The organism is Pseudomonas brassicacearum, assembly GCF_003732175.1.
GTDB lineage: Bacteria > Pseudomonadota > Gammaproteobacteria > Pseudomonadales > Pseudomonadaceae > Aquipseudomonas > Aquipseudomonas brassicacearum_G.
Map to the genome: position 1 here is coordinate 184,584 of NZ_MOBI01000009.1, position 18,793 is coordinate 203,376.

Here is an 18,793-nt window from a genome sequence, read left to right on the forward strand (position 1 = left end):
GCGAAGCGGTCCCAAAAATGGCGACCGCGTTGTATCAGATAGACCGCGTAAACCGGGTTTACGACGGCTTCGCCGCCGAACGGGGGCAAGCCCCCTCGCCACAGGTTATGCGCAGACCTTAAACGCCCAGGTAATCCAGGATCCCTTCCGCCGCATTACGGCCTTCGAAGATCGCCGTCACCACCAGGTCAGAACCACGCACCATGTCGCCACCGGCGAAGATTTTCGGGTTGCTGGTCTGGTGCTTGTACTGGCCTTGTTCCGGAGCCACAACGCGGCCCTGGCTGTCGGTCTGGATGCTGAACTGCTCGAACCACGAGGCAGGGCTCGGACGGAAACCGAAGGCGATGACCACGGCGTCGGCCGGGATGATCTCTTCGGAACCCGGGATCGGCTCGGGGCTGCGACGGCCACGGGCGTCCGGCTCGCCGAGACGGGTCTCGACCACCTTCACACCTTCGACCTTGTCCTCACCGACGATAGCGATTGGCTGACGGTTGTAGAGGAATTTCACGCCTTCTTCCTTGGCGTTCTTCACCTCTTTGCGCGAGCCAGGCATGTTCGCTTCGTCACGACGATAAGCACAGGTCACCGACTTGGCGCCCTGACGGATCGACGTGCGGTTGCAGTCCATCGCCGTGTCACCACCGCCCAGTACCACGACCTTCTTGCCCTTCATGTCGACGAAATCTTCCGGCGACTTTTCAAAGCCCAGGTTGCGGTTGACGTTGGCAATCAGGAAGTCCAGCGCGTCGTAGACGCCCGGCAGGTCCTCACCGGCAAAGCCGCCCTTCATGTAGGTGTAGGTACCCATGCCCATGAACACGGCATCGTATTCTTCGAGCAATTGCTCGATGCTCACGTCCTTGCCGATTTCGGTGTTCAGGCGGAACTCGATGCCCATGCCGGTGAAGACTTCGCGGCGATTGCTCAGCACGGTCTTTTCCAGCTTGAACTCGGGGATGCCGAAGGTCAGCAGACCGCCGATTTCCGGGTTCTTGTCGAACACTACCGGGGTCACGCCACCGCGTACCAGCACGTCGGCACAACCCAGGCCAGCAGGACCTGCGCCGATCACCGCGACACGCTTGCCGGTCGGTTTGACCTTGGACATGTCCGGACGCCAGCCCATGGCGAATGCGGTGTCGGTGATGTACTTCTCGACCGAACCGATGGTCACCGCGCCGAAGCCGTCGTTAAGGGTGCACGCACCCTCGCACAGACGGTCCTGCGGGCACACGCGGCCGCAAACTTCCGGCAGGGTGTTGGTCTGGTGCGACAGTTCGGCGGCAGCGAGGATGTTGCCTTCGGCCACCAGCTTCAGCCAGTTGGGAATGAAGTTGTGCACCGGGCACTTCCATTCGCAATACGGGTTACCACAACCCAGGCAGCGGTGGGCCTGGTCGGCCGACTGCTGGGGTTTGAAGGGTTCGTAGATTTCCACGAACTCTTTCTTGCGTTGACGCAACAGTTTCTTCTTCGGATCCTTGCGCCCGACCTCGATGAACTGGAAGTCATTATTCAGACGTTCAGCCATTGTTAAAACCTCATCAAACTCTTCAGGCGCATATCACTGCGGGTTGGCACGGGTGCTGGAAAGCAGCGATTTCAAGTTGGCAGCCTTTGGCTTGACCAACCAGAACCGACGCAAGTAGTCATCAAGGTTCTCAGCGAGGTTACGACCCCACTCGCTGTCGGTTTCCTCGACGTATTCGTTCAGCACGCGTTGCAGGTGGCTGCGATAGGCTTCCATCGCCTCACCGCTGATCCGCTGGATTTCAACCAGTTCGTGGTTGACCCGGTCAACGAAGGTGTTGTCCTGGTCGAGCACGTAGGCGAAACCACCGGTCATGCCTGAGCCGAAGTTGTAGCCGGTCTTGCCCAGTACGCAAACGAAACCACCGGTCATGTACTCGCAGCAGTGATCGCCAGTGCCTTCCACCACGGTGTGGGCACCGGAGTTACGCACCGCGAAACGCTCGCCCGCGGTACCGGCGGCGAACAGCTTGCCGCCCGTCGCGCCGTACAGGCAGGTGTTGCCGATAATGGCGCTATCCTGAGTCTTGTAGACGCTGCCTTTTGGCGGAACGATGACCAGTTTGCCGCCGGTCATGCCTTTGCCGACATAGTCGTTGGCATCGCCTTCGAGGTACATGTTCAGGCCGCCGGCGTTCCATACGCCAAAGCTCTGACCGGCCGTCCCTTTGAAGCGGAAGGTGATCGGCGCATTGGCCATGCCCTGGTTGCCGTGTTTGCGCGCGATTTCACCGGAGATCCGCGCGCCAATCGAACGGTCGCAGTTGCAGATATCCAGAGCGAAGTCGGCGCCGCTCAGGTCGTTGATCGCCGAAGTGGCCATCTCGACCATCTTCTCGGCCAGCAGGCCTTTGTCGAACGGCGGGTTGCGGTCTACCTGACAGAACTGTGGCTTGTCTGCCGGGATGTGATCGCTGCCGAGCAACGGCGTCAGATCCAGGTGTTGCTGCTTGGCGGTCTGGCCTTCGAGGATGTCCAGCAAATCGGTACGACCGATCAGCTCTTCGAGGGAGCGCACGCCCAGCTTCGCCAGCCACTCACGGGTTTCTTCAGCGACGTAGGTGAAGAAATTCACCACCATGTCGACCGTACCGATGTAGTGGTCCTTGCGCAGTTTTTCGTTCTGAGTCGCTACGCCGGTGGCGCAGTTGTTCAGGTGGCAGATACGCAGGTATTTGCAGCCCAGGGCGATCATTGGCGCGGTGCCGAAGCCGAAGCTTTCAGCGCCGAGAATCGCCGCCTTGATCACGTCGAGGCCGGTTTTCAGGCCGCCGTCGGTCTGCACCCGAACCTTGCCGCGCAAGTCGTTGCCGCGCAGGGTCTGGTGGGTTTCAGCCAGGCCGAGTTCCCACGGTGCGCCCGCGTACTTGATCGAGGTCAGCGGCGATGCGCCGGTACCGCCGTCGTAACCGGAAATGGTGATCAGGTCGGCATAGGCCTTGGCCACGCCAGCGGCGATGGTGCCTACGCCCGCTTCTGCGACCAGCTTCACCGAGACCAGGGCCTTCGGGTTGACTTGTTTCAGGTCGAAAATCAGCTGCGACAAGTCTTCGATCGAATAGATATCGTGGTGCGGCGGTGGCGAAATCAGCGTCACGCCCGGCACTGCATAGCGCAGCTTGGCGATCAGGCCGTTGACCTTGCCGCCTGGCAGCTGACCGCCTTCGCCGGGCTTGGCGCCCTGCGCGACCTTGATCTGCAGCACTTCGGCGTTGACCAGGTATTCCGGGGTCACACCGAAACGGCCGGTGGCCACCTGCTTGATTTTCGAGCTCTTGATGGTGCCGTAGCGCGCCGGGTCTTCGCCGCCTTCGCCGGAGTTGGAACGCGCACCGAGGCGGTTCATGGCTTCGGCCAGGGCTTCGTGAGCTTCCGGCGACAATGCGCCGAGAGAGATGCCCGCGGAGTCGAAGCGCTTGAGCACCGATTCCAGTGGTTCGATTTCGCTGATATCCAGCGGCGTCTCAAGGGTCTTGACCTTGAACAGGTCGCGGATCATCGACACCGGACGGTTGTCCACCAGCGCCGTGTATTCCTTGAACTTGCTGTAGTCGCCTTGCTGCACAGCGGCTTGCAGGGTGTTGACCACGTCCGGGTTGTACGCGTGATATTCGCCACCGTGGACGAATTTCAGCAAACCGCCCTGCTGGATTGGCTTACGCGGGCTCCAGGCTTCGGCAGCCAAGGCTTTCTGCTCGGCTTCGATGTCGACGAAACGCGCGCCCTTGATGCGGCTCGGCACGCCACGGAAGCTCAGGTCGCAGACTTCCTGAGACAGACCGATGGCTTCGAACAACTGCGCACCACGGTAGGACGTGATGGTCGAGATGCCCATCTTCGAAAGGATCTTGAGCAGGCCTTTGGTGATGCCTTTGCGGTAGTTCTTGAACACCTCATAGAGGTCGCCCAGCACTTCACCGGTGCGGATCAGGTCGCCCAGCACTTCGTAAGCCAGGAACGGATAAACCGCAGAGGCGCCGAAGCCGATCAGCACCGCGAAATGATGCGGATCGCGCGCGGTAGCGGTCTCGACCAGGATGTTGCTGTCGCAACGCAGGCCTTTTTCGGTCAGGCGGTGGTGCACCGCGCCAGTGGCCAGGGAAGCGTGAACCGGCAGTTTGCCCGGGGCAATATGGCGGTCGCTCAGTACGATCTGGGTACGCCCGGAACGCACGGCTTCTTCAGCCTGGTCGGCGATGTTGCGCACTGCAGCTTCAAGGCCCAGCGCCTCGTCGTAGTTGAGGTCGATGACCTGGCGTTCAAAGCCCGGGCGATCGAGGTTCATCAGCGAGCGCCACTTGGCCGGGGAAACGACCGGCGAGCTGAGGATCACGCGCGAGGCATGTTCCGGCGACTCCTGGAAGATGTTGCGCTCGGCACCGAGGCAGACTTCCAGCGACATGACGATGGCTTCACGCAGCGGGTCGATCGGCGGGTTGGTGACCTGCGCGAACTGCTGGCGGAAATAGTCGTACGGCGTACGCACACGCTGGGACAACACTGCCATTGGCGTGTCGTCGCCCATGGAGCCAACGGCTTCGTAGCCTTGTTCGCCAAGCGGACGCAGCACCTGATCACGCTCTTCGAACGTGACCTGATACATCTTCATGTATTGCTTGAGCTGGTCAACGTCATAGAACGCCGAACCGTGGTCGTTGTCTTCCATGGTCGCCTGGATGCGCAGGGCATTCTTGCGCAGCCATTGCTTGTACGGATGACGGGACTTCAAGCGGTTGTCGATGGCATCGGTGTCGAGGATCTGACCGGTTTCGGTGTCCACGGCAAAGATCTGACCCGGGCCAACGCGGCCCTTGGCGATCACGTCTTCAGGCTGGTAGTTCCAGACACCGATTTCCGAGGCCAGGGTGATGAAGCCGTTTTTGGTGGTGACCCAACGCGCCGGACGCAGACCGTTACGGTCGAGCAGGCACACCGCGTAACGACCGTCGGTCATTACCACGCCGGCCGGGCCGTCCCACGGTTCCATGTGCATCGAGTTGTATTCGTAAAATGCACGCAGATCCGGGTCCATGGTCTCGACGTTCTGCCACGCTGGCGGAATGATCATCCGCACGCCACGGAACAGGTCGATGCCGCCGGTGACCATCAGCTCCAGCATGTTGTCCATGCTCGAGGAGTCGGAACCCACGCGATTGACCAGCGGGCCGAGTTCATCCAGGTCCATCAGATCGTTGGTGAACTTGGTGCGACGAGCCTGGGCCCAGTTACGGTTACCAGTGATGGTGTTGATTTCACCGTTGTGCGCGAGGAAGCGGAACGGTTGAGCCAACGGCCATTTCGGCAGGGTGTTGGTGGAGAAGCGCTGGTGGAACACGCAGATCGCGGTTTGCAGGCGCTGGTCGCTGAGGTCTGGATAGAAGGCGGTCAGATCCGCCGGCATCATCAGGCCTTTGTAAATGATGGTCTTGTGCGAAAAGCTGCAGACGTAGTGGTCGAGGTCGGCGGCGTTGGCCACGGACGAGCGACGACGGGACGTGAACAGTTTGACGGCCATGTCCTGATCGCTCAGGCCAGCACCGCCGATGAACACTTGTTCGATCTGCGGCAGGCGCTCAAGCGCCAGACGGCCGAGAACGCTGGTATCGATCGGCACTTTGCGCCAACCCACCAGTTGCAGGCCGGCAGCCAGGATTTCGCGGTTCATGTTCTCGCGAGCCGCTTCGGCTTTTACCGGGTCCTGGTTGAAGAACACCATGCCCACAGCGTATTGCTTGGGCAATTCAATACCAAACGTTTCCTGGGCGATGGCGCGCAGGAACACGTCGGGCTTTTGCATCAGCAGACCGCAACCGTCGCCGGTTTTGCCGTCAGCGTTGATCCCACCGCGGTGGGTCATGCAGGTCAGGGCCTCAATGGCCGTTTGCAACAGGGTATGACTGGGTTCGCCCTGCATATGGGCTATCAGGCCGAAACCGCAGTTATCCTTGAACTCATCTGGTTGGTACAGACCTGCTTTCATAGACACATTCTCACCAGGCTGCCTCTTATCGAGACAAATTTCTTTTCAATTCAGCCAGTTACCTTCCACGCCGAACGTGCGCCAGCTTTGCGGGGGCAAAAGGGAGGTCATTGTACACACCGACACAGAGGCTCACAAATTTGACGACGAAATGTCGCAAATCTATGTCGCATTTGTGAAAGGTTTAAAGCGATATGCTGTGCTAGTCAAAACATTTTTAATGTTGACCGCAACGACTCAAAGACTACTGTGACGCAGACACCACAAGGCACGCGGCTTTGACAGCCACATGCGCTTGCAGAAATTTTGAGGTGCCGGGAGAGGCGGCCTGGGTAAGGCCGCCGAATCTTCAGCGAGTTGTTGCCAGTTCCTGTTGGACGCTGGCGACAGAGCGAGGCCAAGGTTTACCAGCCTGAACCTTCGCTGGCAAGGCCTTGATGGCGGTAACGGCTGCATCGCGGTTGGCGAAGCTACCGTAAGTGATGACGTAAAGCGGTTTGCCGTTGAGGACTTTCTTGAAATAGCGGTACTCGCCGCCCTGTTCCTTGACGAAGTTTTGCGCCGTGGCTTCAGAGCTGGTGCCGAGGATTTGCACCACATAGTTGCCCGGCGCCTGACCTGCGTACCAGGTACCACCGGTTGCGGCTTTGGCGACGGTCGCCGGTTTTTCGACCGGTTTCTCGACAGCTTTGGCGACCGGGGCAGGTTTGGCCACTGGAGCCGGTTTAGCCGCAGGAGCAGGTACAGGAGCAGGCTTGGCGGTAGCGACCTGAGTTGGCGCAGGTGTTGGCTTGGCCGCAGGCGCTGGCGCAGGTGCCGGCGTCGGACCGGCCGGAATACCGGCTGGCGGCGCAGTGGTGGTCACGGTAGGCGGTTTGGCGCTGGAGCCTTCGACTGGCACGCCGTCGTCGCCTTCAGTGATACCGCCCGCAGCTTCCGCCAATGGGCCGCGCATAACCGGCTGCGATTGTCCGACCAGCGGCAATGGCATCGGCTGGGTATTACCGGCGAACTCGACCGACGGAGCACCGCCATTCGGTTTCGGTGTGCCCAGTGGCAATTGCGCCTGCTCATTGGCGGGCGCGCCGGTGGTTGGTGCCTTGCTGCGACCCGGCATCAACCAGGCGGCGGCCACCGCGACCACGACTACGGCAGATATCGCCAATACGTGTTTCTTCGGCATGTTGAACCCCATACTTGGACGTTTGACCGCAGAGCGGCTAGCAATCATGGCTTCGATCATCGCATCGCGGGCGACCTGGTTGATGTTGCCAGGCCATCCATCGGAGCTTTCGTGTATCTCAGAGATCTGATTCGCAGAGAAAAGTTCGATTCCCTGACCGGCACCTTCGAGTCGCTGGGCCAGGTATTCGCGGGTTTCTTCTTCGGCGTAAGGTTGCAGTTCGACGACGTGGAAGCGCTCTTCCTCGGTGCTCAGTTGCTCAAGTTCGGCGATCAGCGACGACTCACCGAACAGGAACACGTGCGGACGACCTTCCGGCGCACCCGCCGCCAACGCCAGCAGTGCTTCAAGGGCGGACTCGTCGAGTTGCTCGGCGTCATCGACCAGCAAGTAGACTTCCTGGCCAGTCAGTGCGAGCTGTACCACTTGCTTGAGAATCGCGCCGACTTCAGCCTGGGCAACATTCAGCGCCTGAGCCACCTGACGCAACACACCCGCCGCATCACCGGCGCCACGTGCGGAAACCACCACACTCTGCACCGACTGCTTGTTGGTGCTGGCGACCAGCGCCTGACGCAACAGGGTCTTGCCACTGCCTTGTGGGCCGGTAACCACCAGCAACAACTGACTATAACGAGCCAGGTGATGCAGTTGTCCCAGCACGGGCTTGCGCTGGGCAGGGAAGAACTTGAAGCCAGGCACCCGTGGAGCGAAAGGGTCGTGACTCAACTGGTAATGGCCGAGGAACGCCTCGTCGGCATGCAAACTAGTCATCGGGATCTTATTAACCTTTAAGCTGAGCCAGGGCGCGGTAATCCGCTCCCAGCGTGGCCTGTAAAACCTCTTTCGGATAATCGTCGGTCACTACGGCTTCGCCCATGCGGCGCAACAACACCAGTCGCAAACGACCGTCGATTACTTTCTTGTCAATTGCCATGTGTTCGAGAAAATCGGCTTCTGTCATCACTGAAGGCGGGATGACCGGCAACCCGGCCCGCTGAAACAGGCGAATGCCGCGATCACGCTCCTGGTCGCTGATCCAGCCCAGACGCGAAGACATTTCCAGGGCCATTACAGTGCCAGCAGCCACCGCTTCACCATGTAACCAGACACCATAGCCCATGTGGGTTTCGATGGCGTGGCCGAAGGTATGACCCAGGTTGAGCGTGGCGCGCACGCCAGACTCGCGTTCGTCGGCACCGACCACAGCAGCCTTGGCCGCGCAGGAGCGTTCGATAGCGTAGGTCAGGGCCGTTTGATCCAGTGCCCGCAAGCGATCGACGTTGTCTTCGAGCCAGGTCAGGAACGGCTCATCGCAGATCAACCCGTACTTGATGACTTCCGCCAGTCCCGCAGACAGCTCGCGAGCCGGCAAGGTATTGAGCGTGGCGGTATCGATCAACACGACGTTCGGTTGATAGAAGGCGCCAATCATGTTTTTGCCCAACGGGTGGTTGATGCCGGTCTTGCCGCCCACCGAAGAGTCGACTTGCGACAGCAAGGTGGTCGGAACCTGTATGAAATCGACACCACGCTGGTAACAGGCGGCGGCAAAACCGGCCATGTCGCCAATCACACCGCCGCCCAAGGCGATCACGGTGGTACGGCGGTCATGGCGAGCGGTGAGCAGACCGTCAAAGATGGTTTGCAGGGTTTCCCAGTTCTTGAAGGCTTCACCGTCGGGCAGAACCACCGAAATAACCGAAAACTGTGCAAGGCTGCGGGTCAGACGCTCCAGATACAGCGGCGCAACGGTCTCGTTGGAGATGATCGCGACTTGCCGCCCGGCGATATGCGGCGCCAGCAGTTCGGGTTGATCCAGCAACCCTTCGCCAATATGGATCGGGTAGCTTCGCTCGCCTAAATCGACCTTAAGTGTCTGCATGTGTCCCCACAGTGAAGTTGGAATCAGGCGTCCCGCCTTACATTATCGACTGACAACATCTGCGTGTGTGACGCTGCCCGTTCGTCATGCGCCACACCTTCGAGCGGTCATGACCGGAGTCGAGGATAGCGCATTTCGTCCTGCGCATTAACGGGGAGGCAGCTGCTGCAAGCGTTCCAGGATGTCCAGGACCACCATCCGCGGCGGCCGCTCATCGGTTTCCACCACCAGGTCGGCGATCTCCCGATACAGCGGATCGCGCAATGCCAGCAGATCACGGAGGGTTTTTGCCGGATCGGCGGTGCGCAACAAAGGACGATTGCGATCGCGCGCGGTGCGCCCGACCTGCTGCTCGACGGACGCGTGCAGATACACCACGCGCCCGCCAGCGTGCAGCGCCCGACGGTTGGCTTCGCGCATCACTGCGCCTCCACCCGTCGCCAGCACCACGCCATCAAGCGCGCACAGCTCGGCGATCATCGCCTGCTCGCGGTCGCGAAAGCCGGGTTCGCCTTCTTTGTCGAAGATCCACGGGATATTGGCGCCCGTGCGCAATTCAATTTCCTTATCGGAATCCTTGAACGGCAGGCGCAGCTCTTTGGCCAACAAGCGACCGATGGTGCTTTTACCAGCACCCATCGGCCCAACAAGAATCAAATTTCGCACAGAATCAATGACTCACAGCAATCGCCTGGTTATTCATGATACGCGGAGTGAGAAATACCAGCAGCTCGGATTTTTTCTCCGACACCACGTCACGCCGGAAAAGGCGGCCAAGATACGGCACATCACCGAGAAATGGCACCTTATCTACAACCTTGCTCTGAGTATTTGAGAAAACCCCACCAATGACGATGGTTTCGCCATCGTTGACCAGCACTTTGGCATTGACCTCATTCTTCTTGATCGGCGGAACATCCTGCACTTTGTTCAGGTAGTCCGGCTCATCCTTGGTGACCTTGACCTCCATGATGATGCGGTTGTCCGGGGTGATCTGCGGCGTTACCTCCAGAGACAGCGAGGCTTCCTTGAACGCCACCGATGTCGCGCCGCTGGAGCTGGCTTCCTGATAGGGGATTTCCGTACCCTTGAGGATCTTCGCAGTCTCCTTATCGGAGGTGACCACTTTGGGTTGAGAGACGATTTCCCCGTTACCGGTCTTCTCCATGGCCGTCAGCTCAAGGTCCAGCAACACGTTATCGGTGATGAAGGCGATGCCGATCCCCGATGTATTCCCCGCCGCGCCCATATCGACGAACGGTGAGTTGGTACTGGTGCTACCCGGCGTACCAATGGTCGATGAAGCGTTGGCACCGTTGCTGACCCCGGAAGCGTTCCAGTTCCCCTTCTTACTCACCGAACCACCCCAACGCACACCGAGGCTTTTGTCGTAGTCGACGTTGGCTTCGACGATCCGCGCCTCGATCATCACCTGACGCACCGGAATATCCAGCTGAGCGACGATTCGCCGTAGTTCATCCAGGCGATCCTGAGTCTGGTAGGCAATGATGTTGTTGGTTCGCTCGTCGACAGTGATCGAACCACGCTCATCGACTTTCGCCTCGGCGCTGGTCACCGACTGGAACAGCTTGGCAATATCCGCCGCCTTGGCGTAGTTGACCTGCAACAGCTCACGGCGAAGTGGCGCCAGCTCGGCGATTTGTTTGCGTGACTCCAGCTCCTGGCGCTCACGAGCGGCAATCTCATCTGCCGGCGCTACCAGCAAAACGTTGCCGATTTTGCGCTTGTCCAACCCTTTGGTCTTGAGCACCAGATCCAGCGCCTGATCCCACGGCACGTTTTGCAGGCGCAAGGTGATGCCGCCCTGCACCGTGTCGCTGGCCACCAGGTTGAGGTTGGTGAAGTCGGCGATCAGTTGCAGCACCGAGCGCACATCGATGTCTTGAAAATTCAACGACAGCTTCTCGCCGCTGTAGGCAAAGCGCTCTGCGTTGCGTTTCTGCAAATCATCGACAGTCATCGGGCGGACACTGACGGTCAGTTTGTTATCGGTCTGGTAGGTCGAATAGTCGTATGTGCCACCGGGTTCGATGCTGATGGTGGCGTTATCGGAAGACGCACTGGCATTGACGAACTGCACCGGCGTAGCGAAATCCTTGACGTCCAGACGAACCCGCAACCGTTCAGGCAGCTGGGTTTTGGCGAAGTTGAGGATGATCTTGCCGTCACGTTCCTGGATGTCCGGACTGATACCGGGGTCTGACAAATCAATGACGACGTTGCCTTCACCCCGCTCACCACGCTGAAAGTCAACGCCGCGAATAACCTTGCTCACGGGAGCATAAGTCTTGGCTGCCACTGGCATGGCGCTCGCCACTCGCGGTGCAGCGGGCCGGGGTTTCTGTGCGGCGGCAGCCTGCCCAATCACCACGAACAGCGTGTTGCCCTCGACTCGCGTGCTGTAAGGCGTCAACTGCGTCAGGTTGATGATCAAACGAGTGCGATCCTTGGCCTCGACTACTGTAGCGCTGCGAGCGTTGCCGCCTCCCAGATCCCGCGTCTTGCTCGCCAGTTGGCTACTCACACCCGGTAAATCGAGGGCGATGCGCGCCGGCTGATCCGTTGTATAACCATGCGGCGCGGGCGGCGGCCCGTCGAAAGCCAGTTTCAACTCGACGCGATCACCCGGCAGCGCGGCGACATCCAGCGCTTTGAGATTGGCTGCCTGCACCATCGGAGAAAGCAGCGCCATCCATAGCGAAAAACCGAGGGTTGAAAGGATCCTGTTCATGATACGAGTTCCACTATGAGTGCTCTTTCAAAGGAATAGTCCGCGGTCGCTCCAGCCAGGCACCCTGGCCATCGGGAACGATTTCGACCACATCGACTTGCGAGTCACTGATGGCCACGATCCGGCCATCGTTGCGCCCCAGGTAGTCACCGACCTTCAGCCGATGCACTCCACCGGCACCGCGCAGCAGCGCAAAGGCGCCGGATGCATTGGAAATAGTGCCGACCATTTCAAACTGCTCGATGTTGAAACCTTCAAGGTATTGCTTGACCCGGCCTGGATCGGGCTTGACGTTGCGCGCCCCCTGTTTTCGACCCGCCAGGTCGACCCTGACCTGCGGTGAAAACGGACTGCGCAACGACGCAGCGTTGTAAGTGAATGTCTCGTAGGACCTGAACGTCGGCACCGGCTCAATCTTGCCGGGCGGGCGCAGGCGCACCTCATTCATGTAGGCGTCCAGATCGCTGAAGTCATTACCGTTGCCACAACCGGCAAGCCCCCCCAGCAGCACAGCCAGCGAAAACCATAGGGCAGCGTTCATTTCTGCAACCCCTTGTCGTTGTAGCGGTAAGTCTTGGCCAGGATGTTCATGCGCAGCTTCGAGCCACTGCCCGGGGTGACCGGCTCGACGTTGAAATCGTGCAGGGTGACGATCCGCGGGAGGCTGGCGACGCCACTGACGAAGGTCGCCAGGTCATGGTAGGCGCCAGTGACAGTGATCTGGATCGGCAGCTCGATGTAGAACTGCTGGGTGACTTCCGGCAGCAGTTTGATCTCTTCAAACTCGAGCCCGCTGCCCAATCCGGTGCGAGTGATGTCTTCCAGCAGACCGGGCACTTCGGTATCGCCGGGCAACTGCCGCAACAGCACGCCGAAGGAGGTCTCCATTGCCTTCATCTGCTCGATGTAGCGCTCCAGATTGGCTGCCAGGTGTGCCTTGCTCGCGAACTGCTCCTTGAGAGTGACTTCCCCGGCACGGGCCTGTTCAAGCTGGTCGCCAAGATCCTTGAGGTAAAAGCTGTAGCCCAGCGCCAGCACCAGCACGATCAGCAGCCCGCCGGCCAGGCCTTTGATCGCCGTGGGCCAGGAGCCTATGTTGTTCAGGTCCAGGTCGTTGATATCGACCTTGCGCAACCCCTCGAACCATTGGGACGGACTCATTTCGAGTCCTCCGCTGTGGCCGGTTGAGCCTGACGAACGGTCAACTGAAACACATTGGCCTGATCCAGTGCGCCGGCCGTCGTCGCTTTGACCTCGGTCAGGTTCGGCGATTCGAACCGGTCGGAGGCATCAAGGTTGCGCAACAACTCCGAGACGCGATTGTTCGACTCTGATGCCCCGCTGATGGACAGCGTTTTATCGACCAGTTTCACGTCGGTGAAATACACCCCGTCCGGCAGCGTGCGCGCCAGTTGATCAAAGATCCGCGCGCTGACTGACCGATTGCCCTGCAAGTCCTGGATGATCCGCATCCGCTCCACGAGTTGCTGGCGACGGGCTTTCAGATCGCTGATCTGCTTGATCCGGTCATCCACCACAGCGATCTGTTTGCCGATGTAATCGTTGCGAGCGGCCTGTCGATCGATGGCACTGCTGATGGCGTGGTCACCCAGCAAAATCACCCCGACCGCCGCTGCCAGCGCGCCGGCCAAGCCCAACAGGAAGCGCTTGCGCCGCTCCTCGCGCAACTCTTCGCGCCAAGGGAGAAGATTGATCCGCGCCATCAGTCAAAACTCCTCAGCGCCAGGCCGCAGGCGATCATCAGCGCTGGCGCATCACTGGCCAGGGCGCTGGCGTTGACCTTGCTGCTCAATGTCATGTCCGCAAACGGATTGGCCACCTGCGTCGGCGTGCCCAGGCGCTGCTCGATCAGTCGATCCAGCCCGGTGACCGAGGCTGTGCCACCGGCCAGCAGGATGTAGTCGACCGCGTTGTACTGACCCGAGGCGAAAAAGAACTGCAACGATCGCGAAACCTGCTGCACCAGCGCCTCGCGGAACGGTTGCAGGACTTCGCTGACGTAGTCTTCAGGCAAGCCACCCTGTTTTTTTCCAAGACCGGCCTGTTCAACCGTCATGCCATAACGGCGCTGGATTTCCTCCGTCAACTGACGACCGCCGAACAACTGCTCGCGGGTGTAGATGATTCGGCCGTTGGACAGCACGCTCAAGGTGGTCATGGTGGCGCCGATGTCGACCACGGCTACCGTCGAACGCTCGGTCACGCCGGCCAACTGTGCCGTCAGCAAGCCGAATGAACGCTCCAGCGCGTACGCCTCGACATCGACGACCCGTGCGGTCAGGCCGGCAAGGGCCAGCGCGGCTTCGCGAACTTCGACGTTTTCCTTGCGACAGGCCGCCAGCAATACGTCGACCCGCTCGGGATTACGCCGGGAGACGCCCTGCACTTCAAAATCGATGGCGACTTCTTCGAGGGGATAGGGGATGTACTGGTCAGCTTCAATCTTCAGCTGATTTTCCATTTCATCGGGGGAAAGCCCGGCGTCCATTTCGATGATCTTGGTGATGACCGCCGATCCGGCAACCGCCACCGCGACGCTTTTGACGCTGGTTTTGGCTTTGAGCAACACCCGGGACAACGCCTGTCCGACACCTTCCAGTTCGGCGATATTCTTTTCGACCACTGCGTTGGTCGGCAGCGGCTCTACCGCATAGGCTTCGACCCGGTATCGATTACCTGCACGGCTTAGCTCGAGAAGCTTCACCGAAGTGGAGCTGATATCGATCCCCAAAAGCGTGCGGCTTTTTTTATTGAAGAGTCCCAGCACTTGCAATTCCCTATGACTATCCGTGAGTTACGGACTCTTTATGATTCATTGCGTTCAATAGCTGCGTCTTGACAGAGGCGCCAAATGCGCTTTTGGCGGAAAAATGCTTATAATGGCCAGCGTTTTTTCCGCTTTCTCAAGCGCGGGTCGACCCTTGCTTGCCTTGAATGCCTTGACGCCTAATTCATTCTTTATCCTGGATGTCCAAAAGCCTTGATTCGTCTGCTGAAATTTTTCGGGTGGTCCATCGTCGCCGTTTTCTGCGGACTGCTCCTCGGTCTGAGCGGCGCCTTTCTTTACCTTAGTCCGGGATTGCCGTCCGTGGAGGCGCTGAGAAGCATTCAGTTGCAGATTCCTTTGCGGGTCTACAGCAGCGACGGCAAATTGATCGCCGAGTTTGGCGAAATGCGCCGCACGCCGATCCGCTTCGCCGATATCCCGCCCAATTTCATCAATGCGTTACTCAGTGCTGAAGACGACAACTTCGCCAATCACTATGGCGTCGACCCCAGCAGCCTGATGCGTGCCGCGACCCAGCTGGTCAAAAGCGGACACATTCAATCCGGTGGCAGCACCATCACCATGCAGGTGGCGAAGAACTTCTTCCTCACCAGCGAGCGCAGCTTTTCGCGCAAGACCACGGAAATCCTCCTGGCCCTGCAAATCGAGCGTCAGCTGACCAAGGATGAAATCCTTGAGCTCTACGTGAACAAGATCTATCTGGGCAACCGCGCCTACGGCATCGAGGCGGCAGCGCAGGTGTATTACGGCAAGTCGATTCGCGACGTCAGCCTGGCGCAGATGGCGATGATCGCCGGCCTGCCGAAAGCCCCTTCGCGCTTCAACCCGCTGGCCAACCCGGCGCGCAGCAAAGAACGTCGCGACTGGATCCTGGGGCGCATGTACAAGCTCGGGAAAATCGACGAAGCGGCGTATCAGACCGCGATCAACGAGCCATTGAACGCCAGTTATCACGTGCCGACGCCGGAAGTGAACGCGCCGTACATCGCTGAAATGGCCCGCGCCGAAATGGTCGGCCGTTATGGCAGCGATGCCTACACCGAAGGTTTCCGCGTCACCACTACCGTGCCGAGCAACCTTCAGGAAATGGCCAACACCGCCGTTCATGAAGGCTTGATCACCTACGACCAGCGTCATGGCTATCGCGGCCCTGAATCCCGCCTGCCGGGCAAGACGCCCGACGCCTGGGCCACAGAACTGACCAAGCAGCGCACCATCAGCGGCCTGGAACCGGCCATCGTCACCCTGATCGAGAAAAACGGCGTGCAGGTCCTGACCCGTAACGGCGAAGAACATGTCAGCTGGGACAGCATGAAATGGGCACGCCCGTACCTGAACACCAACAGCATGGGCCCGGTACCGAAGCAACCATCGGATGTCGCCCAGGTCGGTGACCTGATTCGCGTACAGCGCCAACCGGACAACGCCCTGAAGTTCAGCCAGATTCCGGTTGCCCAAAGCGCACTGGTTTCGCTGGACCCGCAAAACGGCGCCATCCGCGCACTGGTTGGCGGCTTCGCGTTCGAGCAGAGCAACTACAACCGCGCCATGCAGGCCAAGCGCCAACCGGGCTCGAGCTTCAAGCCATTCGTCTACAGCGCTGCGCTGGATAACGGCTACACCCCGGCAACGCTGGTAAACGACGCACCGATCGTGTTCGTCGATGAGTACCTGGACAAGGTCTGGCGTCCGAAGAACGACACCAACACCTTCCTCGGCCCGATCCGCATGCGTGAAGCGCTCTACAAGTCGCGCAACCTGGTGTCGATCCGTCTGCTCCAGGCGCTGGGCGTCGATCGCACCATCGACTACATCAGCAAGTTCGGCTTCAACAAGCAGGACCTGCCGCGCAACCTGTCGCTGGCTCTGGGCACCGCAACGCTGACGCCAATGGAAATCGCCACAGGCTGGAGCACCTTTGCCAACGGCGGCTACAAGATCACCCCGTACATCATCGACAAGATCGAAAGCCGCAACGGCGACACGCTGTTCGTCGCCAACCCGCCAAGCGTGCCGAAAGGCGATATCGCCAGCAACGGGATCGCAGCGCCAGTGAGCAACACGTTTACGGTCAACCCGACGCCAGGCGAAGCTCCGGCGGCGCAAACCACCGTACAAGCACCAGCAGTCGCAGAACGGATCATCGACGGGCGCACCACGTTCATCCTCAACAGCATGCTCGAAGACGTGATCAAGCTCGGTACCGGGCGTCGCGCCCTGTCCATGGGTCGCAGTGATATTGCGGGCAAGACCGGGACCACCAACGAATCCAAGGATGCCTGGTTCTCGGGCTACAACGCCGATTACGTGACCACGGTCTGGACCGGTTTCGACCAACCGGAAAGCCTTGGCAAGCGCGAGTTCGGCGGCACCGTGGCGCTGCCGATCTGGATGAACTACATGAGCGCCGCGCTCAAAGGCAAACCACCGCATACCCAGGCCGAGCCGGAAGGCATCCTCAGCCTGCGGGTTGACCCGGTCAGCGGCCGTGCGGCCACCCCAAGCACGCCAGGCGCCTACTTCGAACTGTTCAAGTCCGAAGACACGCCGCCATCGGTCAACGAACTGGGCAACGGCAATGCACCGGGCAGCCCGCTGCCGGCGGACGAAGCCGCGCCGATCGATCTGTTCTGATCGCTCAGCACCAGCAAAAAGCCCCGCTCTTCATTTGAAGGCGGGGCTTTTTTGCGTCTGGAGTTCGCGGTTCTACTCTTTGACGTAAAACTGGTCCGACTCCGACGGGTTGTAGTCATCCAGCGCCTTGTCCACCAGCAACAGGGCGCCATCGACCATTCGGCAAATCGCCAACGCCACGCTGCGTCGCGAACCCTCGATCTCGAATGCCAGGTCGGCGGCCATGACCTTGACTGAGGCCAGGTCTTCCGCGGCATTGGCCAACAGGCTTTCGAGGCCCACGTCGGGCGAAACGCTGAACAAGCGGTCTGAGCGCAAGTCGCTGAAGCGCAGTTTGGCGAGCGTGGGTTTCAGGTAATGATCGAGGGCGCGGTGGGCGGCGTCGTGGAGTTTTTTTGAATCGAGGGATTCGTAGGGGGAGACGTCGTCGTGTTCGGGCGGATTAGGGGTTTCTTTGATCATGATGGAGCTCCTTGATTGTTGGAGCTACCACCGTCCGCGGTCAAACGAAAAGGTGGCAGCTGTACGCGGGTTGACCGACCAGGAATCAAGGAACCCGGCACACCCGAAGGTGTCCCACGCACAGCCGCCATGACACGATACCTCAGACACAAAAAAAGCGCCTGGAATAGGTCTTGGGCGCTGGTGCGCCTTGATTTACACGGACGGTCAAATCCGATCGCTGAATAGGCAGCGACGATCAAAGGCTAGAGGCCACGCTTCCGAGGGGCAACCTTAAAGACTTGTCGGAGATTTCTACGTTGCCCGTGATGCTGTCATCAAGTTCCGGCCTCATCCTACGGGCATTACACAAATGATCGTTCCCACGCTCCGCGTCAGCTTGTGAATCGGAACGCGGAGCGTCCCTGGCGGCATTCCCACGCAGAGCGTGGGAACGATCTAAAGCCGTGCACGCCCCTACCACTCAGGCCGGCTGTCAGGCCGCCGTGCTTTGCTTTTGATCCACCCGCCCCTATCGGGAGGCCGAGTGGAGGTGTTCATCAGGGGGTGGGCGCGCAGCGCCGTACGGCGCAGCCGGACACATCGAGAGGAGGTCGTCGCGAAGCAGACCGTAGGCGATGCCCCCTGATGGACGCCGGAGCGAGGGAACGCCGAGCCTAGGCGAGGTGCCGTACGCTTGGGGCGAGCGTTTTTTTGCTTACTTTTTTTAGGCGCTTGTAAAAAAAGTGAGTCGCCGTCAGGCGAAACCCTAAGTGGCCGTTACCGCAGGAATGGATATGTATACCTGCGGGAGATAGGCCGGCTGTCAGGCCGCCTTCGCTGGCAAGCCAGCTCCCACAGTTTTGATTGATGTACATCTGCTAAAGATAGGCCGGCTGTCAGGCCGCCTTCGCAGGCAAGCCAGCTCCCACAATTTTGATTGGTGTACATCTGCGAAAGATAGGCCGGCTATCAGGCAGCCTTCGCAGGCAAGCCAGCTCCCACAGTAAATCGAGTGTGCGTCGGTAAATAACAGGCATAAAAAAACCCCGACTCGCGAGAGCCGGGGCCTT

Annotated in this window: 12 protein-coding genes; 1 reads left to right on the forward strand and 11 read right to left on the reverse strand. The window is 59.8% G+C overall.

The window, feature by feature from the left end; translation table 11 throughout:
• Positions 1-118 precede the first annotated feature (118 nt).
• From BK658_RS08830 to BK658_RS08880, 10 genes are all read right to left on the reverse strand, one after another.
• A complete protein-coding gene (locus tag BK658_RS08830) occupies positions 119-1,537 on the reverse strand; it encodes an FAD-dependent oxidoreductase (RefSeq protein ID WP_054595236.1) in 1,419 nt (472 codons plus the stop codon).
• Positions 1,538-1,570: 33 nt separating this feature from the next.
• Positions 1,571-6,016 carry a glutamate synthase large subunit gene (gene gltB / locus BK658_RS08835; protein ID WP_123581985.1) on the reverse strand — a complete coding sequence of 1,482 codons (4,446 nt, stop codon included), beginning with the start codon at positions 6,014-6,016 and terminating at the stop codon, positions 1,571-1,573.
• A gap of 349 nt (positions 6,017-6,365) precedes the next feature.
• On the reverse strand, positions 6,366-7,973 hold the full coding sequence (locus BK658_RS08845) for an AAA family ATPase (protein ID WP_123581986.1): 1,608 nt from the start codon (positions 7,971-7,973) through the stop codon (positions 6,366-6,368).
• A 10-nt stretch (positions 7,974-7,983) separates the two neighbouring features.
• Complete coding sequence (aroB, locus tag BK658_RS08850) at positions 7,984-9,084, reverse strand: 3-dehydroquinate synthase (protein WP_054595233.1); 1,101 nt, start codon at positions 9,082-9,084, stop codon at positions 7,984-7,986.
• A 147-nt stretch (positions 9,085-9,231) separates the two neighbouring features.
• Positions 9,232-9,750, reverse strand: coding sequence for a shikimate kinase AroK (gene aroK / locus BK658_RS08855; protein WP_054595232.1), 519 nt, complete (start codon positions 9,748-9,750; stop codon positions 9,232-9,234).
• Positions 9,751-9,754: 4 nt separating this feature from the next.
• On the reverse strand, positions 9,755-11,836 hold the full coding sequence (locus BK658_RS08860; protein WP_123581987.1) for a type IV pilus secretin PilQ: 2,082 nt from the start codon (positions 11,834-11,836) through the stop codon (positions 9,755-9,757).
• Positions 11,837-11,849: 13 nt separating this feature from the next.
• On the reverse strand, positions 11,850-12,377 hold the full coding sequence (locus BK658_RS08865) for a pilus assembly protein PilP (RefSeq protein WP_123581988.1): 528 nt from the start codon (positions 12,375-12,377) through the stop codon (positions 11,850-11,852).
• The gene (gene pilO / locus BK658_RS08870; RefSeq protein WP_123581989.1) at positions 12,374-12,997 is read right to left on the reverse strand and encodes a type 4a pilus biogenesis protein PilO; all 624 of its coding nucleotides are present in this window, start codon (positions 12,995-12,997) and stop codon (positions 12,374-12,376) included. The genes BK658_RS08865 and pilO overlap by 4 nt, the downstream gene beginning before the upstream one ends.
• Positions 12,994-13,560 carry a PilN domain-containing protein gene (locus tag BK658_RS08875; protein ID WP_123581990.1) on the reverse strand — a complete coding sequence of 189 codons (567 nt, stop codon included), beginning with the start codon at positions 13,558-13,560 and terminating at the stop codon, positions 12,994-12,996. The genes pilO and BK658_RS08875 overlap by 4 nt, the downstream gene beginning before the upstream one ends.
• Entirely contained in the window at positions 13,560-14,624 is a 1,065-nt protein-coding gene (locus BK658_RS08880; protein ID WP_123581991.1) for a pilus assembly protein PilM, read from the reverse strand. The genes BK658_RS08875 and BK658_RS08880 overlap by 1 nt, the downstream gene beginning before the upstream one ends.
• Positions 14,625-14,840: 216 nt before the next feature.
• Between BK658_RS08880 and BK658_RS08885 the strand changes: the two genes are divergently transcribed.
• The gene (locus BK658_RS08885) at positions 14,841-17,279 is read left to right on the forward strand and encodes a penicillin-binding protein 1A (RefSeq protein ID WP_404943172.1); all 2,439 of its coding nucleotides are present in this window, start codon (positions 14,841-14,843) and stop codon (positions 17,277-17,279) included.
• Positions 17,280-17,351: 72 nt separating this feature from the next.
• Here the strand turns inward: BK658_RS08885 and BK658_RS08890 are convergent, their stop codons facing one another.
• Complete coding sequence (locus BK658_RS08890) at positions 17,352-17,741, reverse strand: DUF6124 family protein (protein WP_123581993.1); 390 nt, start codon at positions 17,739-17,741, stop codon at positions 17,352-17,354.
• Positions 17,742-18,793: the final 1,052 nt, after the last annotated feature.